At 60.9% G+C, this 25,540-nt stretch carries 27 protein-coding genes and 3 tRNA genes; 5 read left to right on the top strand and 25 right to left on the bottom strand.

Going from position 1 to position 25,540, the window contains the following annotated elements; all coding sequences use genetic code 11:
• Positions 1 to 254: 254 nt before the first annotated feature.
• From G9X67_RS19850 to G9X67_RS19745, 22 genes are all read right to left on the bottom strand, one after another.
• Positions 255 to 530 carry a DUF1467 family protein gene (locus tag G9X67_RS19850; protein WP_028741386.1) on the bottom strand — a complete coding sequence of 92 codons (276 nt, stop codon included), beginning with the start codon at positions 528 to 530 and terminating at the stop codon, positions 255 to 257.
• Between the two features lie 206 nt (positions 531 to 736).
• Positions 737 to 1,141 (bottom strand): methylmalonyl-CoA epimerase, encoded by a 405-nt coding sequence (gene mce, locus G9X67_RS19845; protein WP_171599452.1) that lies wholly within the window; start codon positions 1,139 to 1,141, stop codon positions 737 to 739.
• 2 nt (positions 1,142 to 1,143) lie between these two features.
• Positions 1,144 to 2,814 carry a ribonuclease J gene (locus tag G9X67_RS19840; RefSeq protein WP_171599451.1) on the bottom strand — a complete coding sequence of 557 codons (1,671 nt, stop codon included), beginning with the start codon at positions 2,812 to 2,814 and terminating at the stop codon, positions 1,144 to 1,146.
• Positions 2,815 to 2,831: 17 nt separating this feature from the next.
• On the bottom strand, positions 2,832 to 3,596 hold the full coding sequence (locus G9X67_RS19835) for a biotin--[acetyl-CoA-carboxylase] ligase (RefSeq protein WP_029872842.1): 765 nt from the start codon (positions 3,594 to 3,596) through the stop codon (positions 2,832 to 2,834).
• Positions 3,596 to 5,041, bottom strand: coding sequence for an NADH-quinone oxidoreductase subunit NuoN (gene nuoN / locus G9X67_RS19830; RefSeq protein WP_138387550.1), 1,446 nt, complete (start codon positions 5,039 to 5,041; stop codon positions 3,596 to 3,598). The genes G9X67_RS19835 and nuoN overlap by 1 nt, the downstream gene beginning before the upstream one ends.
• A gap of 18 nt (positions 5,042 to 5,059) precedes the next feature.
• Positions 5,060 to 6,571, bottom strand: coding sequence for an NADH-quinone oxidoreductase subunit M (locus G9X67_RS19825; protein WP_130667953.1), 1,512 nt, complete (start codon positions 6,569 to 6,571; stop codon positions 5,060 to 5,062).
• On the bottom strand, positions 6,571 to 8,571 hold the full coding sequence (gene nuoL, locus G9X67_RS19820; protein ID WP_171599450.1) for an NADH-quinone oxidoreductase subunit L: 2,001 nt from the start codon (positions 8,569 to 8,571) through the stop codon (positions 6,571 to 6,573). The genes G9X67_RS19825 and nuoL overlap by 1 nt, the downstream gene beginning before the upstream one ends.
• 7 nt (positions 8,572 to 8,578) lie before the next feature.
• A complete protein-coding gene (nuoK, locus tag G9X67_RS19815; RefSeq protein ID WP_003547388.1) occupies positions 8,579 to 8,887 on the bottom strand; it encodes an NADH-quinone oxidoreductase subunit NuoK in 309 nt (102 codons plus the stop codon).
• A gap of 23 nt (positions 8,888 to 8,910) precedes the next feature.
• Positions 8,911 to 9,525: an NADH-quinone oxidoreductase subunit J gene (locus G9X67_RS19810; RefSeq protein WP_003547387.1), complete on the bottom strand. Its 615-nt coding sequence runs from the start codon at positions 9,523 to 9,525 to the stop codon at positions 8,911 to 8,913.
• 144 nt (positions 9,526 to 9,669) lie between these two features.
• Entirely contained in the window at positions 9,670 to 10,161 is a 492-nt protein-coding gene (gene nuoI / locus G9X67_RS19805; protein WP_003547385.1) for an NADH-quinone oxidoreductase subunit NuoI, read from the bottom strand.
• A gap of 40 nt (positions 10,162 to 10,201) precedes the next feature.
• Positions 10,202 to 11,245 carry an NADH-quinone oxidoreductase subunit NuoH gene (gene nuoH, locus G9X67_RS19800; RefSeq protein WP_003547383.1) on the bottom strand — a complete coding sequence of 348 codons (1,044 nt, stop codon included), beginning with the start codon at positions 11,243 to 11,245 and terminating at the stop codon, positions 10,202 to 10,204.
• Between the two features lie 12 nt (positions 11,246 to 11,257).
• Positions 11,258 to 13,339, bottom strand: coding sequence for an NADH-quinone oxidoreductase subunit NuoG (gene nuoG / locus G9X67_RS19795; protein WP_138387552.1), 2,082 nt, complete (start codon positions 13,337 to 13,339; stop codon positions 11,258 to 11,260).
• A gap of 218 nt (positions 13,340 to 13,557) precedes the next feature.
• Entirely contained in the window at positions 13,558 to 14,256 is a 699-nt protein-coding gene (locus G9X67_RS19790; protein ID WP_171599449.1) for a 5' DNA nuclease, read from the bottom strand.
• Positions 14,257 to 14,258: 2 nt separating this feature from the next.
• Entirely contained in the window at positions 14,259 to 15,563 is a 1,305-nt protein-coding gene (gene nuoF / locus G9X67_RS19785) for an NADH-quinone oxidoreductase subunit NuoF (protein ID WP_138328252.1), read from the bottom strand.
• A 10-nt stretch (positions 15,564 to 15,573) separates the two neighbouring features.
• Complete coding sequence (locus G9X67_RS19780) at positions 15,574 to 16,740, bottom strand: NADH-quinone oxidoreductase subunit E (RefSeq protein ID WP_138328253.1); 1,167 nt, start codon at positions 16,738 to 16,740, stop codon at positions 15,574 to 15,576.
• 16 nt (positions 16,741 to 16,756) lie between these two features.
• Positions 16,757 to 17,029: a hypothetical protein gene (locus tag G9X67_RS19775; RefSeq protein WP_012756961.1), complete on the bottom strand. Its 273-nt coding sequence runs from the start codon at positions 17,027 to 17,029 to the stop codon at positions 16,757 to 16,759.
• Positions 17,029 to 18,219, bottom strand: coding sequence for an NADH-quinone oxidoreductase subunit D (locus G9X67_RS19770; RefSeq protein WP_012756960.1), 1,191 nt, complete (start codon positions 18,217 to 18,219; stop codon positions 17,029 to 17,031). Before G9X67_RS19770 ends, G9X67_RS19775 begins: the two co-directional genes overlap by 1 nt.
• Before the next feature lie 65 nt (positions 18,220 to 18,284).
• Positions 18,285 to 18,887 carry an NADH-quinone oxidoreductase subunit C gene (locus G9X67_RS19765; protein WP_171599448.1) on the bottom strand — a complete coding sequence of 201 codons (603 nt, stop codon included), beginning with the start codon at positions 18,885 to 18,887 and terminating at the stop codon, positions 18,285 to 18,287.
• Positions 18,888 to 18,905: 18 nt separating this feature from the next.
• The gene (locus tag G9X67_RS19760; protein ID WP_003547368.1) at positions 18,906 to 19,490 is read right to left on the bottom strand and encodes an NADH-quinone oxidoreductase subunit B; all 585 of its coding nucleotides are present in this window, start codon (positions 19,488 to 19,490) and stop codon (positions 18,906 to 18,908) included.
• The gene (locus G9X67_RS19755) at positions 19,481 to 19,846 is read right to left on the bottom strand and encodes an NADH-quinone oxidoreductase subunit A (RefSeq protein ID WP_010055493.1); all 366 of its coding nucleotides are present in this window, start codon (positions 19,844 to 19,846) and stop codon (positions 19,481 to 19,483) included. Before G9X67_RS19755 ends, G9X67_RS19760 begins: the two co-directional genes overlap by 10 nt.
• Positions 19,847 to 20,092: 246 nt before the next feature.
• A tRNA-Asp gene (locus G9X67_RS19750) sits at positions 20,093 to 20,169 on the bottom strand.
• A gap of 84 nt (positions 20,170 to 20,253) precedes the next feature.
• Positions 20,254 to 20,330 (bottom strand) — tRNA-Asp (locus G9X67_RS19745).
• Positions 20,331 to 20,734: 404 nt separating this feature from the next.
• Between G9X67_RS19745 and G9X67_RS19740 the strand changes: the two genes are divergently transcribed.
• The 3 genes from G9X67_RS19740 to G9X67_RS19730 all read left to right on the top strand — a co-directional run bounded on the left by G9X67_RS19740 (position 20,735) and on the right by G9X67_RS19730 (position 21,938).
• Positions 20,735 to 20,810, top strand: a tRNA-Val gene (locus G9X67_RS19740).
• Positions 20,811 to 20,911: 101 nt separating this feature from the next.
• A complete protein-coding gene (locus G9X67_RS19735; protein WP_138328254.1) occupies positions 20,912 to 21,310 on the top strand; it encodes a hypothetical protein in 399 nt (132 codons plus the stop codon).
• 415 nt (positions 21,311 to 21,725) lie between these two features.
• Positions 21,726 to 21,938 carry a hypothetical protein gene (locus tag G9X67_RS19730; protein ID WP_171599447.1) on the top strand — a complete coding sequence of 71 codons (213 nt, stop codon included), beginning with the start codon at positions 21,726 to 21,728 and terminating at the stop codon, positions 21,936 to 21,938.
• 111 nt (positions 21,939 to 22,049) lie between these two features.
• On the opposite strand, the gene G9X67_RS19725 is transcribed toward G9X67_RS19730, so the two are convergent.
• Both G9X67_RS19725 and G9X67_RS19720 read right to left on the bottom strand, forming a co-directional pair.
• On the bottom strand, positions 22,050 to 22,598 hold the full coding sequence (locus G9X67_RS19725) for a glutathione peroxidase (RefSeq protein ID WP_138328256.1): 549 nt from the start codon (positions 22,596 to 22,598) through the stop codon (positions 22,050 to 22,052).
• Positions 22,599 to 22,729: 131 nt separating this feature from the next.
• On the bottom strand, positions 22,730 to 23,083 hold the full coding sequence (locus tag G9X67_RS19720) for a hypothetical protein (protein ID WP_138328257.1): 354 nt from the start codon (positions 23,081 to 23,083) through the stop codon (positions 22,730 to 22,732).
• Positions 23,084 to 23,248: 165 nt separating this feature from the next.
• Between G9X67_RS19720 and G9X67_RS19715 the strand changes: the two genes are divergently transcribed.
• Positions 23,249 to 23,854 (top strand): class I SAM-dependent methyltransferase, encoded by a 606-nt coding sequence (locus tag G9X67_RS19715; protein WP_138328258.1) that lies wholly within the window; start codon positions 23,249 to 23,251, stop codon positions 23,852 to 23,854.
• Here the strand turns inward: G9X67_RS19715 and G9X67_RS19710 are convergent, their stop codons facing one another.
• A complete protein-coding gene (locus G9X67_RS19710) occupies positions 23,855 to 24,256 on the bottom strand; it encodes a cupin domain-containing protein (RefSeq protein WP_246705429.1) in 402 nt (133 codons plus the stop codon). It lies immediately after the preceding gene.
• 236 nt (positions 24,257 to 24,492) lie between these two features.
• Between G9X67_RS19710 and G9X67_RS19705 the strand changes: the two genes are divergently transcribed.
• Complete coding sequence (locus G9X67_RS19705; protein ID WP_171599446.1) at positions 24,493 to 25,479, top strand: aldo/keto reductase; 987 nt, start codon at positions 24,493 to 24,495, stop codon at positions 25,477 to 25,479.
• The last annotated feature ends 61 nt before the right edge of the window (positions 25,480 to 25,540 follow it).

Below are 25,540 nucleotides of genomic sequence, written 5' to 3'. Positions count from 1 at the left end.
AGGATCAGATCTTAGGCGCGCTCGTCGCAGCCCCGGCAACGGTTACAGATCACGCGATACTTAAAACAAGGCTTTTAGCCTTGTTTTTTTTTGGCTTTTCGGCCTCCACCCCACCCAGAAATCCAACCGGCTTCCGTAAGGGGATGGCCATCATTCCGTTACGAGAGCTCTTTGCCGCAACAGTATGACGCTGGTATGACGAAATTCGCTTTCAATAGGGTTACATCTGCTCAAAGTTTGAGCAAAAGCCACACTCAATAGAAGCTGGGGCCGAGTTGCGGCAGGGCATCGAAGCCCCAGCCGAAATAGGTGTCGCAGAGGTACCAGAGGCCGTAGACCAGGGCCGAAATCAGCGTCGTCAGCGAAAACACGAAAGCGGCGCGAAACCGGGTGGGCGCGCTCGGAACGGTGCCGAGCACGACATCATTGTCGTCCGCCTGGGTGCGCAGGCCGATCGGCAGGACGGCGAAAAGCGTCATCCACCAGATGATGAAGTAGACGGCAAATCCCTGAAGAAAGATCTGGAGCATTCTGGTTCCCGTTGGTGTGGCGCTGCTGCATTCCTTAAATCGGAATCGATTTAAGGAATGCAGCAATTTAAATTGTTACAGCGTCCTTTGCGCGTCTTAGAAGACACGCGGCGCTGTAATATCGCGTCCTTATACGGTGGAATGGCGACCAACTCAAAGCGGACGAAAGGTTTTGCGGTCTTCGGGTCACTCTGCCGCAGCAGGGCTCAGGCCTGTTCGAGTTCGATCAGCGTGCCGAAGAAATCCTTGGGGTGCAGAAAGAGCACCGGCTTGCCGTGCGCGCCGGTCTTCGGCTGGCCATCGCCAAGCACCCTTGCGCCCGCCGTGACCAGCCGGTCACGGACGAGAAGGATATCGTCCACCTCGTAGCAGATGTGATGCATGCCGCCGGATGGGTTCTTTTCGAGGAAGGCTGCGATCGGCGAAGTATCGCCGAGCGGTTGCAGCAATTCGACCTTGGTGTTCGGCAATTCGACGAAGACGACGGTGACGCCGTGTTCCGGCAGAGCCTGCGGCTGCGATACGGCAGCACCCAGCGTATCGCGATAGGCCGCCGTCGCTGCGGCCAGATCGGGCACGGCGATGGCGATATGGTTGACCCGGCCGAGCATGGTCAGACCTTGGTGACGAAGGCGGTGACAAGAGGTTTCTTGCCCCAGGTGTTGTTCGCGGCCGAGCGGATGGCGCGGCGCACGGCCTCCTGCAGCATGTCGATATCCTTGCGGCGGGCGCGCGGAATGCTCTCGATGGCGCTGACCGCCGCGTCGAAGAGCGTATCCTCCATATCCTCGCCCTCATCATCGTAGGTCGGCAGGCCGATCGAAATGAGGTCGGGTTCGCCGACGATGTCATAGCGGGCGTCGAGCAAGACGTTGACCGCGACATGGCCGACATAGGAGAGCTTCTTGCGCTCGCCGATACCCATCTCGTCGAAATCGCCGATCAGCGTACCGTCCTTATAAATCCGGCCATGCGGCGCCTCGCCGATCACCTCGACGGGACCGGGCGCCAGCCGCAGGATATCGCCGTTGCGCACCCGCGGCACCAGTGCGATGCCGGATTGCTCGGCAAGTTCCTTATGCGCCGTCAGATGTGTTGCCTCGCCATGCACCGGCACGACGATCTTCGGCCGTGTCCACTCATACATCCGCTGCAACTCGTTGCGGCGCGGATGGCCGGAAACGTGGACCAATGCCTCGGTATCCGTGATGATGTGCACACCCTGCTCGACGAGGCCGTTCTTGATGTCCTGGATCGCCTTCTCGTTGCCGGGAATGGCGCGCGAGGAAAAGACGACGATATCGCCTGCCGTAAACGCCACATTGCGCATCTCATCGCGCGAGAGTTTGGCAAGGGCTGCCCGCGCCTCGCCCTGGCTGCCGGTCAGGATGACGACGACCTTGTCGCGCGGGATATAGCCGTATTCGTCCTCGGAGATGAAGGGCTTCACACCTTCCATCAGGCCGATGTCCTGGGCAACGTTCACGACGCGCTTCAGCGAACTGCCGAGCAGCAGCACTTCGCGGCCTGCCGCCTCTGCAGCCTCGGCAACAGTACGGATGCGCCCGACATTCGACGAGAAGGTGGTGATCGCCACCCGGCCCTCGGCATTCTCGATGATCTTACGCAGGCTTTCGGACACATCCTTCTCGGAGGGCGAAACACCGTCGCGCAGCGCATTGGTGGAATCGCACATCAGCGCCAGCACGCCCTCGTCGCCGAGTTGGCGGAAACGTGTCTCGTCGGTCAGGGGCCCGAGCGAAGGCTCGTGGTCGATCTTCCAGTCGCCTGTATGAATGACATTGCCGACCGGCGTGCGGATCATCAGCGACATCGGCTCGGGGATCGAATGGTTGACGGCGACACCTTCGATGCTGAACGGGCCGACATTGATCGTATCGCCGGCCTTGAACGGCGTCACCGGCACTTCGCCGATCGTCGCCTTCTCGAAATTGCGCTTGGCTTCGAGCAGACCTGCGGTAAAACCAGAGGCATAGACCGGCACGTTGAGGCCGGGCCAGAGATCGGCGAGCGCACCATAATGGTCTTCATGCGCATGGGTGATGATGATCGCCTTGAGGTTCTTTCGTTCGCTGGCGAGGAAGCGGATATCGGGCAATACGAGGTCGACGCCCGGCAGGTCAGGCCCGGGAAAAGTGACACCACAATCGACCATGATCCACTGGCGATGCTCGGGCGGGCCGTAGCCATAGAGAGCGAGATTCATGCCAATCTCACCGACACCGCCCAGAGGCAGGAATACCAGTTCGTCGTGTTTCGCCATAATTTTCGTTTTTTCCGCTATCCAAAAAACACATCACCGGCAGCAATGGGCATTATCCTGCCAGCGCCGGTATCGAGCATCAACAAGCCATTATCATCAATTCCGGCGAATTGTCCGGAAATCGATCGGTCCGGCAAATTGACCGTAATCTTTTCGCCGATGCCGCAGGCGATCGCGCGCCAGAGCGCCGTGATCTCGCCGATGCCGCGGCCCTCGTCCCATATTTCAAGCACTTCCGCCGTGGCGGCGAAGAGATGCGCGAAGAGTTCCTCCGGCGACGCCGCACTTCCCTGCTGGCGCAGGCAGGTGACCGGGTAGAGCGGATTGTCCGGCATGACAGAGATATTGATGCCGATGCCGACGATCAGCGCGTAACGGCCGTCCGGGAGCCCCTCGCCTTCGACGAGAATGCCGCAGGTCTTCTTTCGGCCGATGAGGATATCGTTCGGCCATTTGACCTCGAGCGGTTCGGCGCCCAGTGGCAGCACCCTGCGGATCGCCTGGTGCACCGCAACGGCGATCGCCAGCGGCAGAGAGCCCAGACGCTCCATCGGCGCCGGGTCGATCAGAAGAAGAGAAGCGTAGAGATTGCCGCGTTCGGAAACCCAGAGCCTACCACGGCGGCCGCGGCCGCCCGTCTGCCTTTCGGCGGTCACCCAGAGATTGCCGCCATCGCCCGCCCGAGCCCGGGCGAGGCATTCACTGTTGGTGGACGATGTTTCCGACAGAGCCTCGTGCCTGAAATCGCCGAGCGATATCCGGCGCCGTCCGTCGGAAGCCATCAAAAGAGCGTCGCAGCAGCTAGCTCTGCCGCACCGCCGATCGGGCCGCCGATGAGGACATAGGCGGTGACGAAGAGACCGGAGAGACCGAAGACCAGACGCAGAGAACCGGAGACACGGGCGAATTCGCCGGTCGCCTCATCGAACCACATCAGCTTGATGACACGCAGATAATAGTAAGCGCCGACGACCGAGGCGAGAACGCCGATGATGGCGAGCGCATAGAGCTTGGCCTCGATGGCGGCAACGAAGACGAAGTACTTCGCGAAGAAGCCGGCGAGCGGCGGGATGCCGGCGAGCGAGAACATCAGCGCCGTCAGCACCACGGCCATGAACGGGTTGGTTGTGGAGAGGCCGGCGAGATCGTCGACATTCTCGACGACGGTGCCGTCCTTGCGGCGCATCGACATGATGATCGCAAAGGTGCCGAGCGTCATGACCATGTAGATGACCATATAAAGCATGACGCCGGTGACGCCGGTCTGGTTGCCGGCGGCAAGGCCGACCAGCGCATAACCCATGTGGCCGATAGAGGAATAGGCCATCAGTCGCTTGATGTTCTTCTGGCCGATCGCGGCAAACGAACCGAGCAGCATCGAGGCGATCGAGATGAAGACGACGACCTGCTGCCAGTCCGCCAGAACCGGCTGGAAGGCGGTAATGACGATGCGGGTCATCATCGCCATGGCAGCAACCTTGGGTGCTGCGGCAAGGAAGGCGGTCACCGGCGTCGGCGCGCCCTCGTAAACATCCGGCGTCCACATATGGAAGGGAACAGCGGAGATCTTGAAGGCGATGCCCGCGAGGATGAAGACCAGGCCGAAGATCAAGCCGAGCGAACGCGCACCCTCAACGGACAGCGCCTGGGCGATTTCGGAGAAGTGGGTGTGGCCGGTGAAGCCGTAGACCAGCGACATGCCGTAGAGCAGCATGCCGGAGGAAAGCGCGCCGAGGACGAAATATTTCAGGCCGGCTTCGGTCGACTTCAGGCTGTCGCGGTTGATCGCGGCGACGACATAGAGCGCCAGCGACTGCAGTTCCAGCGCCAGATAGAGCGAGATCAGGTCATTGGCCGAAATCATCAGCAGGATGCCGAGGGTCGCAAGTACCAGGAGAACCGGGAACTCGAACTTGTCGAGCTGATTTTCGCGGGCGTGGCCAATCGACATGAACATGGCGACCAGCGAACCAATGAGCGCCACCAGCTTCATGAAGCGCGAGAAGCCGTCGGCCATGTAGACGCCGCCATAGGCAAGGCCTTCTGCGGGCACGAAGAGCAGCCACAGGCCGGAGGCCAGGAGCAGGACGATGGCCAAGCCGGTGACGACAAGGCCCGACCGCTCGCCTGAGAAGACGCCGACCATCAACAGGACAAGGGCGCCGACCGCGAGGATGAGCTCCGGCGCGGAAAGATGCAGACTGAGGAGAATTGTTTCAGCGGTCATGTCCAATAAGTCCCGTCATCATTTCATAGACAGCGCAACATTCTGCGCTGCGTGCACGGCGGCCGTGTAGTTGTTGACCAGCAGATCCACCGAGGCGGCCGTCGCATCGAAGACCGGAGCCGGATAAACGCCGAAGAAGATGGTCAGCGCGACTAGCGGGTAGAGGATCAGCTGTTCGCGTCTGGAAAGATCGAGCAGCGCCTTCAGCTTCTCCTTCTCCAGCGCACCGAAGATCACCCGGCGATAAAGCCAGAGCGCGTAGGCGGCCGAGAGGATGACGCCGGTGGCGGCAAAGAGCGCCACCCAGGTGTTGACCCGGAAGACACCGATCAGCGTCAGGAATTCGCCGACGAAGCCGGACGTGCCGGGAAGCCCGACATTGGCCATAGTGAAGACCATCATCGCCACGGCATATTTCGGCATGTTGTTGACGAGGCCGCCATAGGCGTTGATCTCGCGGGTGTGGGTGCGGTCGTAGACGACGCCGACGCAGAGGAAGAGCGCGCCGGAGACGATGCCGTGCGAGAGCATCTGGAAGATCGAGCCTTGGACGCCCTGCATATTGGCGGCAAAGATGCCCATGGTCACGTAGCCCATGTGGGCCACGGAGGAATAGGCGATCAGCTTCTTGATATCGTCCTGCATCATCGCCACCAGAGAAGTGTAGATGATGGCGATGACGGACATGGCAAAGACGAGCGGCGCGAAATAATCGGACGCGACCGGGAACATGCCGAGCGAGAAGCGGATGAGACCGTAGCCGCCGAGCTTCAGCAGTACGCCGGCCAGGATCACCGAGCCAGCCGTCGGCGCCTGAACGTGGGCATCGGGAAGCCAGGTATGGACCGGCCACATCGGCATCTTCACCGCAAAGGAGGCGAAGAAGGCAAGCCATAACCAGGTCTGCAGCGCCGGCGGGAACTTGTAGGCGAGCAGCGCGGTGATGTCGGTCGTGCCGGCCTGCCAGTACATCGCCATGATGGCGAGCAACATCAGCACCGAGCCGAGTAGCGTATAGAGGAAGAACTTATAGCTCGCATAGACGCGGTCCTTGCCGCCCCAGACGCCGATGATCAGGAACATCGGAATAAGGCCCGCCTCGAAGAAGACGTAGAAGAGCACGATATCGAGCGAGACGAAGACGCCGATCATCATCGTTTCGAGGATGAGGAAGGCGATCATGTATTCCTTCAGGCGCTTCTCGATCGAGAGCCAGCTCGCCAGCACGCAGAAGGGCATAAGGAAAGTCGACAGGATGACGAACAGCATCGAGATGCCGTCGATGCCGACGTGGTAGCCGATGCCGGTGCCGAGCCAGTTATGCTTCTCGACCATCTGGAAGCCGGGATTGGCATTGTCGAAGCCGATCCAGATGAAGAGCGAGACGACGAAGGTGAAGACGGTGGTGATCAGCGAGATCCACAGCACGTTCTTCCGGCCGGTTTCGCTCTCGCCGTTCATCAATAGCAGGAGCACCACGCCGACGAGCGGCAGAAAGGTGACCGTTGAAAGAATAGGCCAATCGGTCATCAGAAGGAACTCCCGAGCATCATCCAGGTAACGAGCGCCGCAACGCCGATCAGCATGGCGAAGGCGTAGTGATAGAGGTAACCGGTCTGCAGGCGGACCACGCGATCGGTGACGGCGACGACGCGAGCGGCGACGCCGTTCGGGCCGTAGGTGTCGATGACGCCAACATCACCCTTCTTCCACAGGAAGCGGCCGAGCGCCTTGGCGGAGCGGACGAAGAGGAAGTCGTAGAGTTCGTCGAAATACCACTTGTTCAACAGGAACTGGTAGAGCACGCGGTGCTGCTGCGCGAGGATGCGCGGCGTCTGCGGCGAGCGGATATACATGTACCAGGCAGTGACGAAGCCGAGCACCATGGCGATGAACGGGCTCAAAGCCACGAGCGCCGGAACATGGTGAAACTCTTCGACCAGTTCGTTCTCGGTGCCGGTAAAGAGCGCACCCTTCCAGAACTCGGCATATTCCTCGCCATAGAACCGGCCTTCGAAGATCACGCCTGCAAGCACCGCGCCGATCGCCAGGAGATAGAGCGGCACCAGCATGACCTGCGGCGACTCGTGGACATGGTGCATCACCTCATGGGAAGCGCGCGGCTTGCCGAAGAAGGTCATGAAGATCAGGCGCCAGGAATAGAAGCTGGTGAACAGAGCCGCAATGACCAGCAGCGAGAAGGCGAAGCCGGCGACCGGCGAATGCGATGCATAGGTCGCCTCGATGATCACGTCCTTGGAGAAGAAGCCGGCAAAACCGATCGGCGTGAAGGGAATGCCAAAACCGGTGATCGCCAGCGTGCCGATGATCATCAGCACGGCAGTAACTTTAATGTGCGGCCACAGGCCGCCCATGTAGCGCATGTCCTGCTCACCATCGACGGAGTGGATGACCGAGCCCGCGCAGAGGAAGAGCAGAGCCTTGAAGAAGGCATGGGTGAAGAGATGGAAGATGGCTGCGCCATAAGCCCCGGCTCCGAGTGCCACGAACATGTAGCCGAGCTGTGAGCAGGTGGAATAGGCGATGACACGCTTGATGTCGTTCTGCACGAGAGCGACGGTTGCCGCGAAGAAGGCGGTGATCGCGCCGATCACGGTGACGACAACCAGCGCATCCGGCGACAGTTCGAAGAGCGGCGACATGCGGGCGACGAGGAAGACGCCGGCGGTGACCATGGTGGCGGCATGGATCAGGGCCGAGACCGGGGTCGGGCCTTCCATCGCGTCCGGCAGCCAGGTGTGCAGCAGGAACTGCGCCGACTTGCCCATCGCGCCCATGAAGAGCAGCAGGCAGATACCCGTCAGCGCATGCGCCTTGTCGAGCTGCATGCCGAAGAGATTGAGGATCACCTCGCCCGCTTCGCCGGCGCCTTCATGCGGGGCGAAGTTCGAGGCATTGGCGAAGATCGTGTCGAGGTTGATCGAGCCGAACAGCACGAAGACGCCGGCAATGCCGAGCACGAAGCCGAAGTCGCCGACACGGTTGACGATGAAGGCCTTCATCGCCGCGGCCGTCGCCGACGGCTTCTTGAACCAGAAGCCGATCAGCAGATAGGAGGCGAGACCGACGCCTTCCCAGCCGAAGAACATCTGGGCAAGGTTGTCAGCGGTCACCAGCATCAGCATGGCGAAGGTGAAGAGCGAGAGATAGGCGAAGAAGCGCGGGCGATGCGGATCGGTATGCATGTAGCCGATCGAATAGACATGCACCAGCGTCGAGACCGTGTTGACGACGATCAGCATGACTGACGTCAGCGTATCCACGCGCAGCGACCAGGAGACGTCGATGCCGCCGGACTGGATCCAGCGCAGCACCTCGACCTTGATCGGACCGCCTTCGGCATGGCCCATGCCGACGGTGAAGAAGACGACCCAGGACAGGATGGCGGCGATGATCATCAGGCCGCTGGTGACATATTCCGAAGCCTTAGCGCCGATGGCGCGGCCGAAAAGGCCGGCGACGATCGCACCGATCAAGGGAAGAAAGACGATAGCCTTATAGAGGAACATGAGCCACTCAGCCCTTCATCATATTGACGTCTTCGACCGCGATCGAGCCGCGGTTGCGGTAGAAGACAACGAGAATTGCAAGACCGATCGCCGCTTCGGCAGCCGCGACCGTCAGGATGAACAGCGCGAAGACCTGGCCGACGATGTCGTTCAGGAAGGAGGAGAAGGCGACCATGTTGATGTTGACGGCGAGCAGGATCAGTTCGATCGACATCAGGATGACGATGACGTTCTTCCGGTTCAGGAAGATGCCGAAGACGCCAAGCGTGAAGAGGATGGCGCTGACCGTCAGGTAGTGGGAAAGTCCGATGACCATGTTCTTTGTTCCTTGACCTGCCTTTAGACGCCCTGCCCGGGCTTGACCGAAACCACCTCGACGGCGGTGGCGGGCGTGCGGGCAACCTGCCTGGGAATATTCTGCCGCTTGATGTTGGTGCGGTGTCTCAACGTCAGCACGATCGCGCCGATCATGGCGACCAGAAGCACCAGACCGGCGATCTGGAAGAAATAGACGTAGTTGGTGTAGAGCACGTCGCCGAGGGCGGCCGTATTGGTGCGCTCGCTCAGCGCCGGGATCGGCATGGCGACTGATTTGGCGATCTCAGGCGAGATGACGCTGCCGCCGATGACGACGATCAGTTCGGCTGCGAGGATCACCCCGATCAGCCCGCCGATCGGGGCATATTCGAGAACGCCGGCCCTCAGTTCGGTGAAATCGATATCGAGCATCATCACCACGAAGAGGAAGAGCACGGCGACGGCGCCGACATAGACGACAAGCAGGATCATCGCCAGGAATTCGGCACCGAGCAGCAGGAAGAGGCCGGCCGCATTGAAGAACACCAGGATCAAGAAGAGAACCGAGTGAACCGGGTTCTTCGCCCAGATGACCATGAACGCCGACGCCACCGCGACAAAGGCGAAAAGATAGAAAAATAGAGCCTGCAGACCCATGTTGGTGCCTTTTTCATCTTCCCCCGGGCAGCCGGGAGTTTCCCTGCCCGATGGAGCTCTCCCTGGCGTTAACCGGAAAAGCTCCTGTGCATATTGACCGCGACAGGAGCAACTGCGCTCCACCGCGGCATTTCAAAATCTCAATCAGCGGTACGGCGAGTCGATCGCGATGTTGCGGGCGATTTCGCGCTCCCACCGGTCTCCGTTATCCAGAAGCCGTGCCTTGTCGAAGTAGAGCTCTTCGCGGGTTTCCGTCGCAAATTCGAAATTCGGGCCTTCGACGATCGCGTCGACCGGGCAGGCTTCCTGGCAGAAGCCGCAATAGATGCACTTCACCATGTCGATGTCGTAGCGCACCGTACGGCGCGTGCCGTCATTGCGGCGCGGACCGGCCTCGATGGTGATCGCCTGGGCAGGACAGATCGCCTCGCAGAGCTTGCAGGCGATGCAACGTTCCTCGCCGTTCGGATAACGGCGCAACGCATGCTCGCCGCGGAAACGCGGGGAGACCGGACCCTTTTCGAATGGATAGTTGATCGTCGCCTTCTGGCGGAAGAAATAGCGCATCGATAGAAAGAACGCGCCGACGAATTCCTTGAGAAACAGCGAGCTGATGGAGCCGGACAAGCTTGCCATCTTCAACCTCCAATTTTGCCGAAAACGAGAGCGGGCACCATCATGCCCAACCCATCAGTTTCAGCACGAATGCAACGATGACGACCATGGCGAGCGACAGCGGCAGGAAGACCTTCCAGCCGAGGCGCATGAGCTGGTCGTAGCGGTAGCGCGGAACGAAGGCTTTTACCATCGCGAACATGAAGAACACGAAGCAGGCCTTCAGCGTGAACCAGATGATGCCTGGGACCCAGTTGAGGATCCAGATATCGACCGGGGGCAGCCAGCCGCCGAGGAAGAGGATCGTCGTCAGCGCGCACATCAGGCAGACGGCCGCATATTCGCCGAGCATGAACATCATGTATGGCGAGGAGCCGTATTCGACCATGAAGCCGGCGACGAGTTCCGATTCGGCTTCCGGAAGGTCGAAGGGCGGGCGGTTCGTTTCGGCGAGCGCCGAAATGAAGAAGATGATGAACATCGGGAACAGCGACAGCCAGTGCCAGTCGAGGAACGACGCCGGCAGGCCGAGCATGGTGCCGAGGCCGGTATGCTGCGCATTGACGATATCGGTCAGGTTCAGCGAACCCACACAGAGAAGCACGGTGACGATGACGAAGCCGATCGAGACTTCATAGGACACCATCTGCGCCGCCGAGCGCAGCGCGCCGAGGAACGGATACTTCGAGTTCGAAGCCCAGCCGCCCATGATGATGCCGTAAACCTCGAGCGAGGAGATGGCGAAAATATAGAGGATGCCGACATTGATGTTGGCGATCACCCATCCGTCGGCCAGCGGTACCACCGCCCAGGTCGACAGCGCCAGAAGCACCGTCACCAGCGGGGCAAGCAGGAACACCGCCTTGTTGGCGCCGGCCGGAATGATCGGCTCCTTGAAGACGAACTTCAGAAGGTCGGCGAAGGACTGGAACAGGCCGAAGGGACCGACGACGTTCGGGCCGCGGCGCAGCTGCACGGCCGCCCAGATCTTGCGGTCGGCGAGCAGCACGTAGGCGATGAAAACGAGCAGGCAGACGAGAAGCAGCAGCGACTGACCGATCATGATGATCGCCGGCCAGACATAGGTCGAAAAGAAAGAATCCATAGTCCCCTGCCCTTACTCTGCCGCGACTTTGAAGTTGTTGCGGGCCAATGCCGAGCACTCCGCCATGACAGCCGAGGCACGCGCTATCGGGTTCGTCAAATAGAAGTCTTTCACCGGCGACGCAAACCCGGATTTGTTCATCTTGCCGGCTTTTTTCGCAACTGCGGCAATTTGGGCGCTATCGGTTTCAGCGATCTCGTCGATGGCAGCGAAATGCGGGAAAGCGGCATAGAGCCGGACACGCAATTCGCTGAGCGAATCGAAGGGAAGCTTCTTGCCAAGCACGTCGGAAAGGGCACGGATGATCGCCCAGTCCTCGCGGGCATCACCCGGCGCAAAGCCTGCGCGGTTGCCCATCTGGACGCGGCCTTCGGTGTTGACCCAGGTGCCGGACTTTTCGGTATAGGCTGCCGCCGGCAGGATGACGTCGGCATGGTGCGCGCCGTTATCGCCATGCGAGCCGACATAGACCGTGAGCTTGGCCTTCTTGGCGGTGAAGTCGAGTTCGTCTGCGCCGAGCAGGAAGAGCACGTCCATCGCCGTCAGCATCTCGGCGGCATTGACGCCCTTGGCGCCCGGCACGAAACCGAGGTCGAGTCCGCCGACACGCGAGGCAGCGGTATGGAGGACGGCAAAGCCGTTCCAGCCTTCGGCGACCGCGCCGACCGAGCCGGCAAGCTTGGCAGCGCTGGCGAGAACGCCGGCGCCGTCGGTGCGCGACAGCGCGCCCTGGCCGATGATGATCATCGGCTTGGCGGCATTCTTCAGCACGTCGGCGAAGGCGTGGGTGCCGTCGACCAGATCCTTCAGCGTGTCGGGACCGCCGCCGAGGTAATCATAGCTGTAGCGCAGCTCGCCCGGCTCGCCGATCACGCCGATCGGGAACTTGCCGCGGCGCCAGCGCTTGCGTATGCGGGCGTTGAGGATGGCTGCCTCGAAGCGCGGATTGGCGCCGATGATCAACAGCGCGTCGGCCTGGTCGATGCCCGATATGGTCGGATTGAACAGGTAGCTTGCACGGCCGAGCGACGGATCGAGTGCCGCCCCATCCTGGCGACAGTCGAGATTGACCGACCCCAGCGACTTCACCAGTTCGGAGAGCGCATACATTTCCTCGACGGAAGCGAGGTCGCCAGCGATCGCGCCGATCTTGTCGCCCGAGGTGGCGCCGACGGCGGCCTTGATGGCGCCGAAGGCTTCGGCCCAGGTGGCCGGCTGCAGGCGGCCGTCGCGGCGGACGTAGGGCCGGTCGAGGCGCTGGGTCTTCAGGCCGTCCCAGATGAAGCGGCTCTTGTCGGAGATCCACTCTTCATTGATCGCCTCGTTGACACGCGGCAGGATGCGCATGACTTCGCGGCCGCGGGTATCGACGCGGATCGCCGAACCGACGGCATCCATGACGTCGATCGATTCGGTCTTGTTCAGCTCCCAGGGGCGCGCGGTGAAGGCGAAAGGCTTCGAGGTCAGCGCGCCGACCGGGCAAAGGTCGACGACGTTGCCCTGAAGCTCGGAGGTCATCGCCTGTTCGAGATAGGTGGTGATCTCGGCATCCTCACCACGGCCAATCAGGCCGAGTTCGGAAATGCCGGCGACCTCGGTCGTGAAGCGGACGCAGCGCGTGCAGTGGATGCAGCGGTTCATCACCGTCTTGACGAGCGGGCCGATATACTTGTCCTCGACGGCGCGCTTGTCTTCCTGATAGCGCGAGGTGTCGATGCCGAAGGCCATCGCCTGGTCCTGCAGGTCGCATTCGCCGCCCTGGTCGCAGATCGGGCAATCGAGCGGATGGTTGATCAGCAAGAATTCCATCACACCTTCGCGGGCCTTCTTGACCATCGGGGTGTTGGTGAAGACCTCGGGCAGTTCGCCGTTCGGGCCGCCGCGGATATCGCGCACGCTCATGGCGCAGGAAGCCTGTGGCTTCGGCGGGCCGCCCTTCACCTCGACAAGGCACATGCGGCAATTGCCGGCAACCGACAGGCGCTCATGGAAGCAGAAGCGCGGAACCTCGGCACCGGCATCCTCGCACGCCTGCAATAGCGTGAAATGATCCGGAACTTCGATCTCGTTGCCGTCAATCCTCAGTTTTGCCATCGTCGCTCAGTCCTGTTTCCCGTTTGCCTGATGACGGCAAACAAACCTATTTTTGCAGCACTCTCATTGCCAAGCCGGATCTTTCGTCCTGCCGACATCTGATGTCGCCCAAATTCTCTATCGCGCGTTCCAGACCCGGAACCCGCACCGGCATCTTCAGGCCCCCGCCCGTCCGCCGACCTGCCCATCTTTCCGGCCGATCGACACGGCCGGACAGTTCATTTCTTTCTGCGGCCCCGCCCTGCCAGAACGTTTGCCTGACCGGTCCAGTCGTCACGGCCGATGCGGCCATTGAAGCCGAGTTCAGCGTCGAACCGGGCGATTTCCTCGTCGGTCCAGGCAGCGATGTCGGCGAAGCTGCGAATGCCCTTGGCGTTCAGCACCTGCTCCAGCTTCGGGCCGATGCCGGCGATCAGCTTGAGGTCGTCGGTCTTCCCCCGCGCAACCGGTTTTGCCTTCACGGCCGGCTTTGGCTGGCTGGCCTTCGCTTGGCTGGCTGGCTTGGCTTGGCCGGCCGGCGTCGGCTCGCTGACCGGCTTGACGACAGTCAGTGTCGGCTTTGCCTTCTTCTCGGCCGGCGGCTTGGTGAAAGCCTTGACCTCCGAGCGAATATTCTCCGGCCGGATATCGACATCGGGCTTCAGTTCGTCCGGAGGCGTGTCATCGAGGGCGGCCGCGACCTTGCCGGTGGTTTCCAGGGCGCTCTGCCAGGCACCGAAGAAAGCGCCGGCCATCTGGGTCGAGAAACCAAAGCCGATCGCCGTTGCGGCGGCAAAGGCTGCCGCGGGCTGCGCCATCAGCGGATGCACCGGCATCGCCCGTGCATTTTCCAGCATCTCGGCGGCTAGACGGCCGAAACCGGCCGCGAAATCGGCGACTTCTTCCTTCTTCCCACTCTTGGATGCGTTGTCCGCCATGATTATTCAGCCGCCTCCAGAACCGCACCGTGATCAAGCGCGCTCGCGGTATACTGGTCGATGCGCTTTTCGATCTCGGGACGGAAGTTACGGATCAGACCCTGCACCGGCCACGCGGCGGCGTCGCCGAGCGCACAGATGGTATGGCCTTCGATCTGCTTCGTTACCTGGAACAGCATGTCGATTTCGCGCTTCTGGGCATTGCCCTTGGCCATGCGTTCCATGACGCGCCACATCCAGCCCGTGCCTTCGCGGCAGGGCGTGCACTGGCCGCAGCTCTCATGCTTGAAGAAGGCGGAGATGCGGGCAATCGCCTTGATGACGTCGGTGGACTTGTCCATGACGATAGCGGCGGCCGTACCGAAGGAAGAGCCGACGCCGCGCAGGCCGTCGAAATCCATCGGGCAATCGATGATGTCCTTGGCCGGAACGATCGGGCAAGATGCTCCGCCTGGAATGACGGCAAGCAGGTTGTCCCAGCCACCGCGGATGCCGCCGGCATGACGGTCGACCAGTTCGCGGAAGGTGATGCCCATTTCCTCTTCGACCGTGCACGGCTTGTTGACGTGGCCGGAGAGCATGAACAGCTTGGTGCCCACATTGTTCGGACGGCCGATGGCCGAGAACCAGCCGGCGCCGCGGCGCAGGATCGTCGGCGCGACAGCGATCGATTCGACGTTGTTGACCGTCGTCGGGCAGCCGTAAAGGCCCATATTGGCCGGGAACGGCGGCTTCAGGCGCGGCTGGCCCTTCTTGCCTTCGAGGCTTTCGAGCAGGGCAGTTTCCTCGCCGCAGATATAGGCACCGGCGCCGTGATGGACGAAGATGTCCATGTCCCAGCCGAGCTTGTTGTTCTTGCCGAGCAGGCCAAAATCATAGCATTCGTCGATCGCCGCCTGCAGCGCTTCGCGCTCGCGGATATATTCGCCGCGCACATAGATGTAGGCCGCATTGGCGCCCATCGCGAAGCTCGCGATGACACAGCCTTCGATCAGCGTATGCGGATCGTGGCGCATGATGTCGCGGTCTTTGCAGGTGCCGGGTTCCGATTCGTCGGCGTTGACGACGAGGTAATGCGGCCGCCCGTCGCTTTCCTTCGGCATGAAGGACCATTTGAGGCCGGTCGGGAAACCGGCGCCGCCGCGACCGCGAAGGCCAGACGCCTTCATCTCATTGATGATCCAGTCGCGGCCCTTTTCGAGGATCTGCTTGGTGCCGTCCCAGTGGCCGCGGCTCATCGCGCCCTTCAGGGATTTGTCCTTGAGGCCGTAGATGTTGGTAAAGATGCGGTCTTTATCTTGTAACATGCTTCACCTCTTACCGCGGCTTCTTGCCGAAGACCTTGATATATTCCGCTTCCCCGCCCTTGGCGAGCGCCTTGGCCTGCTTGACCCAGTCATCGCGCTCGATGCGGCCGCGGAAATTCAAATAGCCATCGACCCAATCGCGTTCGGCCTTCTTCCAGCCTGCGACCTGCGCGAAGGTGAAGATGCCGATTTCGTTCAACGTCGCCTCGATCTTCGGGCCGACACCCGAGATCATCTTCAGATCATCAGGTGCGGCAGGCTTTTCGATGCCGGCCGGCCGATTCTTGTCGGTCAGAGCAGGCTTTGCCGCCGGGGCGGCTTCAGCCTTGACGGCCGCTTTCGGCGCCGGTTCGGCAGCCGCAGTGCCTGATATCGGCTGCTGCTCGGCTGCCTTTGCGTTTTTCGCAGCCGCCTTCGGCGCCGTCGCCGGCGTCTTCAGGGCAGCATTGGTCTCGGCATCGGTGCTCTTCGGGCGGGCGGCCTCGGAGGGCGGAACCGGGGCGGCGTCGACTGGAGCCGATACGGTTTCGGCATCGGCCTTCTTGGCGCGGGTCCTTGCCTTCGGCTCTTCCGTCGTCAGCGAGGTCAGGCCGCCTTCGGGCGCCGAAAACACCCGGTCGATCTGGGTGCCGGGCTTGATGCTGGCGCCATTGCCGGCGGCAAAGACGTCGATGATCTCTTCGAGACGCGCGGGCGTCAGGTCTTCATAGGTGTCCTTGCCGATCATCACCATCGGGGCGTTGACGCAGGCCCCGAGACATTCGACCTCTTCCCAGGACAGAGTGCCTTCGGCATTGCGCTCGAAGGCATGGGCATGGATCTTGCTCTTGCAGACCGACATCAGCGCTTCCGAGCCGCGCAGCATGCAAGGCGTCGTGCCGCAGACCTGCACATGGGCGCGGGTGCCGACAGGATGCAGCTGAAACTGCGTATAGAAGGTCGCGACCTCGAGCACGCGGATATAGGCCATATCCAGCATGTCGGCGATCTTTTCGATCGCCGCGCGCGTGACCCAGCCGTCCTGCTCCTGCGCCCGCATCAACAGCGGAATGACCGCCGATTGCTGGCGGCCGGCGGGGTATTTCTGGATCGTCTTGTCCGCCCAGACCGCATTCTCATCGCTGAAGGCGAATGCGGCAGGCTGAAATTGATCTTCGGCTAATCGACGAACGGACATTCTTTCTCACGCCTTGTCAGTTTAGGGTTCCACACCGCGAAGCGGTCAAAGACTGCATTTCGCAGGCATAGGCCGACTGGTCTTTTTGCATAAACACTACGAATTTGCTGCCGTTCGGAATGGCAGCCTTGATCTGATAGCCCTTGGACAAAAGCTCACCCATGGACGATTGCTGCGCCGGCGGCGTCTCTTCCTTGTGGCCCAGCGGCGTGCCGAGGCTATCGGACTCCTGAGCCGAAACCCCGGATGCCGAAAGAAGAATAACGACGGCCAGCGGCAGAAGCTGCATCAGCGATCCACCTCGCCGAAGACGATGTCGAGCGAGCCGAGGACGGCCGCGACGTCGGCAAGCTGGTGGCCGCGGCACATGAAGTCCATCGCCTGCAGATGGGCATAACCGGGGGCGCGGATCTTGCAGCGATAGGGCTTGTTGGTGCCGTCGGAGACGAGATAGACGCCGAATTCGCCCTTCGGCGCCTCGACAGCGGCGTAAACCTCGCCGGCCGGCACATGGTAGCCTTCGGTATAGAGCTTGAAGTGGTGGATCAGCGCTTCCATCGAGCGCTTCATCTCGCCGCGCTTCGGCGGCACGACCTTGCCGTCGATCGACGAGAAAGGACCGGTCCTGGCATCCGAGAGCAGGCGGTTGACGCATTGCTTCATGATGCGGACCGATTCGCGCATCTCGATCATACGGATCAGATAGCGGTCGTAGTTGTCGCCATTCTTGCCGATCGGGATGTCGAATTCGAGATCGGAATAACATTCATAGGGCTGGGCGCGACGCAGATCCCAGGCCGCACCCGAACCGCGCACCATGACGCCGGAGAAGCCCCAGGCCCAGCATTCCTCCAGCGAGACGACGCCGATATCGACGTTGCGCTGCTTGAAGATGCGGTTGCCGGTCAACAGGTTGTCGATGTCATCGAGCGCCTTCAGGAACGGGTCGCACCAGGCGCCGATATCCTGCACGAGCTGTTCGGGCAGATCCTGGTGGACGCCGCCCGGACGGATATAAGCGGCATGCATGCGTGAGCCGCTGGCGCGCTCGTAGAACACCATCAGCTTTTCACGCTCTTCGAAGCCCCAGAGCGGCGGCGTCAGCGCGCCGACGTCCATGGCCTGCGTCGTGACGTTCAGAAGGTGCGACAGGATGCGGCCGATTTCAGAATAGAGAACGCGGATCAGCTGACCGCGAATCGGGATCTCGATGCCGAGCAGCTTTTCGACGGCCATCGCATAGGCATGTTCCTGGTTCATCGGCGCGACGTAGTCGAGGCGATCGAAATAGGGCACGGCCTGAAGATAGGTCTTGGTCTCGATCAGCTTCTCGGTGCCGCGATGCAAAAGGCCGATATGCGGATCGACACGCTCCACAATTTCGCCGTCAAGCTCCAGGACAAGACGAAGAACGCCGTGCGCCGCCGGATGCTGCGGTCCGAAATTGATATTGAAGTTGCGGACGTTATGTTCTGTCATGGCGATGGACTCGCGTTCTCAGATAACCAGTGAATGGCGGGCTAAGCCCACCAGCCGCCTTGAATTTATTGCTTCGCTTTTTCGTCGCCGGGCAGCACATACTCCGTGCCTTCCCAGGGCGACATAAAATCGAAGTTGCGGAATTCCTGCTTCAGCTCGACCGGCTCGTAGACGACGCGCTTTGCCGCGTCGTCGTAGCGAACCTCGACGAAGCCGGTGGTCGGGAAATCCTTGCGTAGCGGATGACCTTCGAAGCCGTAGTCGGTCAGGATACGGCGCAGGTCCGGATGGCCGGTGAAGAGCACGCCATACATGTCCCAGGTCTCGCGCTCGAACCAGTCGGCACCCGGATAGACGGGGCAGGCCGACGGAACCGGCGTATCCTCGTCGGTCGCGACCTTGACGCGGATGCGCAGGTTCTTCTCCGGCGACAGCAGGTGGTAGACGACGTCGAAACGCAGCTCGCGCTGCGGCCAGTCGACCCCGCAAATATCGATCAGGTTGACGAAGCCGCATTTGGCGTCGTCGCGCAGGAAGGTCAGAAGCGCAACCAGGTTTTCACCCGTCGTCGTCAGCGTCAGCTCGCCATACTTCATCTGCGATGCGGCGATCAAGTTGCCGCGCGCTTCGCCAAGGTAGGACGCAAGCTCAGTCAGGGCTTCACTCATATGCCTTGTCCTTAACCCTTAGCGTTCGATCGTGCCGGTACGCCGGATCTTCTTCTGCAGCAGAAGCACGCCATAAAGCAGCGCTTCGGCCGTGGGGGGACAGCCCGGCACGTAGATGTCGATCGGCACGATGCGGTCGCAACCGCGCACCACCGAATAGGAATAGTGATAATAGCCGCCGCCATTGGCGCAGGAGCCCATCGAGATGACATAACGCGGCTCGGGCATCTGGTCGTAGACCTTGCGCAGAGCGGGCGCCATCTTGTTGGTCAGAGTGCCGGCGACGATCATCACGTCGGACTGGCGCGGCGAAGCGCGCGGCGCAAAACCGAAGCGCTCGACGTCGTAACGCGGCATCGACAACTGCATCATTTCGACGGCGCAGCAGGCAAGACCGAAGGTCATCCACATCAGCGAGCCGGTGCGGGCCCAGTTGATCAACTCGTCGGTCGAGGTAACGAGGAAACCCTTATCAGCAAGCTCGTTGTTGATCTCACCGAAAAATGGGTCGTTGCTGCCGATCGGCTTGCCGGTCGAGGGATCGATGATCCCCTTCGGCTGCTGGGCGACGAGCGGCTGATTGCTCACAGGGGCTACTCCCATTCCAGGGCTCCCTTCTTCCATTCATAGATAAAGCCGATGGTCAGCACGAGAAGGAAGACCATCATGGACCAGAAGCCGAACCAGCCGATGGCGCCGAAAGATACGGCCCAGGGAAAGAGGAAGGCGACTTCGAGGTCGAAGATGATGAAGAGAATCGACACGAGATAGAAGCGGATGTCGAACTTCATGCGGGCGTCGTCGAAAGCGTTGAAGCCGCATTCGTAAGCCGAGAGCTTTTCCGAATCAGGCGCTTTGAAAGCCACGGCGAACGGCGCAATGAGCAGCGCCAGGCCGATAACGAGCGCAATAGCAATGAAGATAGCGATCGGAATATAAGAACTGAGCAGTTCAGTCATCATGTTCATCCCTGCTTGCCGGAGACGCCAGGGGGCGCATTTGGGCAAATGCCCGGCAAGCGAACGTGCGTTGCAACAAGCCGTGGTTAGCGCAGCCGAAGCCCCGGCGCAAGACTTTTACAGAGGCAATTCGACGCGTGTCGCGCGGACATTATCAAGCAGATGCAACGATGTCGCGACAAATCCGTGCAAGCCGTTTGAACCTGCATGCCTGACCATCGGAAACTGCATGGCTTTCGGAAGAAATGGCGCGAGTGACGGGGCTCGAACCCGCGACCTCCGGCGTGACAGGCCGGCACTCTAACCGACTGAGCTACACCCGCGCATTGATCGGCCATTTTGCGGCCGCGAGGATAAAGAGAACCGGACAAACGACAAATCGCATTTGCGTTTTACAAGACTTGAAATGGCGCGAGTGACGGGGCTCGAACCCGCGACCTCCGGCGTGACAGGCCGGCACTCTAACCAACTGAGCTACACCCGCAATTCATTTCAAGCAGTCCGGATGCCTTCGCACCCTCTCCAAAACGGCTGCCCGTTTCGATGAGCGGCTAACTACGGGGTTCGCCTTTTAGTGTCAAGCAGGTTTGGAGACAAAACCATGACAGTTCGTGAATTGTTTCGGCGACTTGGGCCCCGGACGAACAAAAGCCGGCACTTCCGTCTTCCGCAGCGATGCTCAGGCGCAGACGCAGCGCCTTCGAAACGGAGATGCTCGCCACCCTCCCCTCACTTTTCCACAGCCGAGCCGGAGCTAAGCGGCATCGCAAGACACGGGACCACCACCAAAAAAATCAAAAAATCTTCACAAACACTCTTGCGGTTTTGCCGCGATCCGCATAGATCACGGCCACCAACGCGGCAGGCCGATCCGGCTTCGTTTGCGATGGGCGATTAGCTCAGTTGGTAGAGCGCCTCGTTTACACCGAGGATGTCGGCGGTTCGAGTCCGTCATCGCCCACCATTACCAAACTTTCCCGCAACTTGTTCATCAGAGTTAGGCTCCCGAATTAGCTCGCTAATCCGGTCACGATCTGCGCAAGGTGTTTTGTCAGGAGACACCTCATGAAAACCGTTGCCATCATCTCTGCGCTGCTTCTCGCCAGCGTGGCTGCGCCGCCGTGCATTGCCAGAGAGCCGGCGCAAGAGGTGTTCCTGTCTACCGGGGATCAGGCTATTACAACCTCGGGAGAAACCCCGGCGCGTCAAGCCAGAACATATCTCCTGAGAATGCAGGCAGATCGGCCGATTGTCTTTTCGGTCGATGCCGACAATTCAGCCTGCAGCCTGGAAATCATGAAAACCAGCCAGCGCGGCGTCTTAAGCACAATCAGCCGATTCCCCGCATCTTTCAGAGACAGCGGTCAAAGTGGCGATGAATATACGTTTTCGTTTTTCCAAAACCGCGTTTCATTTATGAGCGGCGCCCGATGCGCCTTCTCATTTTCTCTCACTCAAATGTGACTGTGTGATGGGGGTAATGGTCACGCCTTGCCGTTTTGGAGGACGCCCATCGTCTGCCATTTCATGGTGATTACATCCACGCCGTAAACTCACCGCTGCCTATCGGTTCGTTACGACTCTTCGTATCCGGTGAACCGGCTGGCCGATGCCCCGCGCGGCGGCACACCACGATCCGAGTTGTGGGCAGGTCTGCGTTCTTCAGGTGGCATTCGGCGAAACGTTCCGGCGCAGCAAGGCGTTGCGCCCGGCGGCTTCAGCTGCGCGCCGTCCGAAAGCCAGCGCTCCATAAAACGGACTACTCCCAATCGCCGCGCCACCTCCTATTGGGCGAATGGATAGGGGCCGGCAAAAGTGGGAATATTCGTCGCCCGGAAAGTCTCCGCGCTTGAAGGTTCATCACGCCTGGAGGTGTCCCATGAGGACCCTGCGCTCCACATTGACGCTGTGCATCGCGATTGCACTTGGCACGCCAAGTGCCACATACATCGCCCTGCCCGGATATGCATTCAAGACGAATCCGCAATGCCAGCGCCACGAACCAAAGACGAAATTCGACAAGAGGTGCGACTGGCCGAGAGTGGGCTTCAAGGACTTTACGCCCCCGCTTGTGACCGTGCTTGGGATCTGAGGATCTTGGAACGGCGCCGGATGCGCTTTCTCATTTTCTCCGACTGAGATGTGAGAGCGTGATCGGGGTAATGAGCATCCCGCTGTCTGGTGGGTGCTCATCGCCCACCATTCATGCCTTCGCCAGTTCTTTATCCACAGCGGAAACCAGCCGCGAATCGTCCGCCGTCACATCGGGCGCGAATCGGGCGGCGACTTTTCCGTCGCGGCCGATCAGGAATTTTTCGAAGTTCCAGAGGATATCGTCCTCATCGCCGCCTGTCATGCCATGGGATTTCAGGCGTTCGCGCATCGGGCCGTCACCCGTCGTCGCGACACCCGACTTGGTCAGTTGCCGGTAAAGCGGGTGTTGGGCCTCGCCCTTGACCGAGATCTTCGAGAAGATCGGGAAGGTGACGTCGTAGGTGCTGGTGCAGAAATCGAGGATTTCGGCGTCGGTGCCGGGCTCCTGGCCCTTGAAGTCGTTGGCGGGAAAGGCGGCGATGACGAAGCCGCGCTCGCGCTTTTCCCCGTAGAGCTTTTCCAGCCCCCCATATTGGACGGTGAGCCCACATTTCGAGGCGACATTGACGACCAGGAGCACCCTGCCCTTGTATTCGTTGAGCGTGGTCTCACGACCATCCACAGTCTTGACCGGGATATCCAGCACATTGCCCGTCACGGGAACCTCCAATTCGTAAGGATATGTTTCGCCAAGCTTAGCGATATCGCCGCTGTTGTCATCAGCGTCGGGATCAACTTGGCTTCCACAGGACACCGGTGCGGCTTCCGGCCGCACCGGGCCTCAGCACCTCAGGCGGGAGACGTTTCCTTCACGTCGTCGAGCAGGAAGTGCACGACGAGATAATCCGTCTTGTAATGGCGGCCGCTGTCCGACTCGGAATCGACGCTGCCGCCGTCCTTCGGGTGCCAGGCGTGGTAATGGGGATTGGTGGTGATCAGCGTGATGGCCTTGCCATCTCTTTCGCCAAGCCGGAAGCGCATCTCGGCGAGCGGCCAGATCCGCTCGTAATCCTGCATGGTGATTCGCGCCTTCAGCGCCTTGCGCTGCAGCGGCGCTTCGCCGGCCTCGGCTGGTGTTTCCAACATCACCTCCTCAGCTCCGCTGATGATGGCGTTGAATTCTTCAGGCCACATGCGTCTCATGAAATCGCTCCTCCCGAGGCTTTTTCGTCAGTTCACAGATGGAACTTAGCGGTTTGTTCGAAAGAAGCAAATTCCTGTCATGCGGTTGTCATCGGTGCCGGCTGCTCCTACCTTCCCGTCAAACCGCATCAGGGCCGTCAGTCGCCCGCAATCCCGAGATCAGAGATGAAGACACGTGAAGAAAGGCAGGCGCTCCGGGCGAGCATGCCGCGCACCCCGCTCAGCGCCCACCACATGGAAAATGCCCGTCTGCTGCCGGATCGCGGCGAGCTGCTCTATCGGATTCCGAACGGCGGCATCGGCGTCGAGGTGGGAGCAGCCTTCGGCGAATATACGGCCGAGATCCTGGAAAAGAATCGCCCGGCAGAGCTCTACCTCATCGATCCCTGGTCGATGGATCGCTACAGCTCCGGGCTCGACTCGATCCACACGAATTTCGCGGCCGAGATCGAGGCAGGCCGGCTGCACCTGATGCAAGGCACATCACTCGAAAAGCTTGCCGAATTCGAAGACGATTTCCTCGACTGGGCCTATATCGATACCGATCATTCCTTCGAGCTCACCTGGCAGGAACTGCTGCTCTGCGAAAAGAAGGTGAAGCGGACGGGGCGCATTGCCGGGCATGATTTCTGCACCGGCAATACGGTCAAGCCGATCGTCTATGGCGTCGTCGAGGCGGTCACCAAGTTCTGCAAGGATTACGGCTGGCAATTCGAGTTCCTGACGGTCGAATCGCACGCGCATTTTTCCTATTGCCTGAAGCGGCTCTGATCAGGCCTTGCCGGAATATTGCTCGTCGCCGACCTTTTCCATCCAGTCGACGTGATTGCCGTCCAGCGCCTCATGAATGGCGATGTGCGTCATCGCCGTATCCGGGGCAGCACCATGCCAATGTTTTTCGCCCGGCGCGAACCAGACGGTATCGCCGGCACGGATCTCGCGGATGTCCCCACCCCAATTCTGGGCGAGGCCCTTGCCTGATGTCACGATCAGCGTCTGGCCGAGCGGATGCGTATGCCAGGCCGTGCGGGCGCCGGGTTCGAAGGTGACGGAGACCGCCCTCGCCCGTGCCGGCGCCGGCGTTTCCATCAGCGGATCCTGGCGAACGGCGCCGGTGAAATAGTCGGCCGGTGGCTTCGTTGACGGGCGAGAGCCGACGGGTTTGATCTCCATGATCTTTCCTTTTCCATCCATGCGGTTGAAGCCTTGTAGCAGAACGATATTTCATCGGGGCGACCAATCAAAGCCGGATCGACAATTGCCGCAAAGTCACTCGGCTGATAGTGCCAGTGTCTTTCATCAGCGCGTCGCATCTTGCTTGAATCATGCGACGCGCTTTGGCTTTTTGTTTTTATGCATGCCGTTGTCCCCGCACACTTCCGGGCGACATGCAGTAGGGAGGATTTTTCATGAAACACCACGCTTTTGGCCGCATGCCCTTCACCGTCACCAATGTCGGCTTCGGCGCCTGGCAGATCGGCGGCTCCTGGGGTGATATCAGCGAGGCGGACGGACGCGCGGCGCTGAATGCCGCGCTCGATGCCGGCATGACATTCATCGATACAGCGGATGTGTATGGCGACGGCCGCTCGGAAAAGATCATCGCCGACGTGCTGAAGACGCGTGGCGGCGAACGGCCGATGGTCGCCACCAAGGCCGGCCGCCGCCTCAACCCGCATGTCTCGGAAGGCTACACCAAGGCCAATCTCGAAGGCTTCATCGACCGCAGCCTGACGAATCTTGCCGTCGACAGCCTCGACCTCGTGCAGCTCCACTGCCCGCCGCGCGAGGTGCTTTACCAGCCTGAGGTCTTCGAGGGCCTGAACGCGCTGCAGAAGGCCGACAAGATCAAGGGTTACGGCGTCAGCGTCGAAAAGGTCGAAGACGGGCTGAAGGCGATCGAATATCCCGGCGTCGTCAGCATCCAGATCATCTACAACATCTTCCGCCAGCGCCCCGACCATCTGTTCTTCCAGGAAGCGCGCCGCAGGAATGTGGCGATCATCGCCCGCGTACCGCTCGCCAGCGGTCTTCTCTCCGGCAAGATCACCCGGGACACACATTTTGCCAGCGACGACCACCGCAATTTCAACCGCAACGGCGAAGCCTTCGATGTCGGCGAGACCTTTGCCGGCGTGCCCTTCGAGGTCGGTCTGCAGGCGGTGGAAGAGGTGCGCAAGCTGGTGCCCGAGGGCGCGACCATGGCTGCCTTCGCGCTCCGCTGGATCCTGATGAGCGATGCCGTCACCGTCGTCATCCCCGGCGCCCGCAATGGCGAGCAGGCCAGGGCCAACGCGGCTGCCGCCGACCTTGCGCCCCTTTCGGCCGATGTCATGGCGGCCACGCGCGAGATCTACGAGCGGCTGATCGCGCCGCATGTGCATCAGCGCTGGTAGGGATGGAACGCTGATTCTCCGTCCGACGCCGACCTTTCGCAGGGCACGTCCCCTCTCCCCG

Source organism: Rhizobium sp. WYCCWR 11152 (genome assembly GCF_013087615.1).
GTDB lineage: Bacteria > Pseudomonadota > Alphaproteobacteria > Rhizobiales > Rhizobiaceae > Rhizobium > Rhizobium indicum.
Note: the sequence above shows the minus strand (reverse complement) of the source record. Positions and strands in the feature narration are given on the sequence as shown.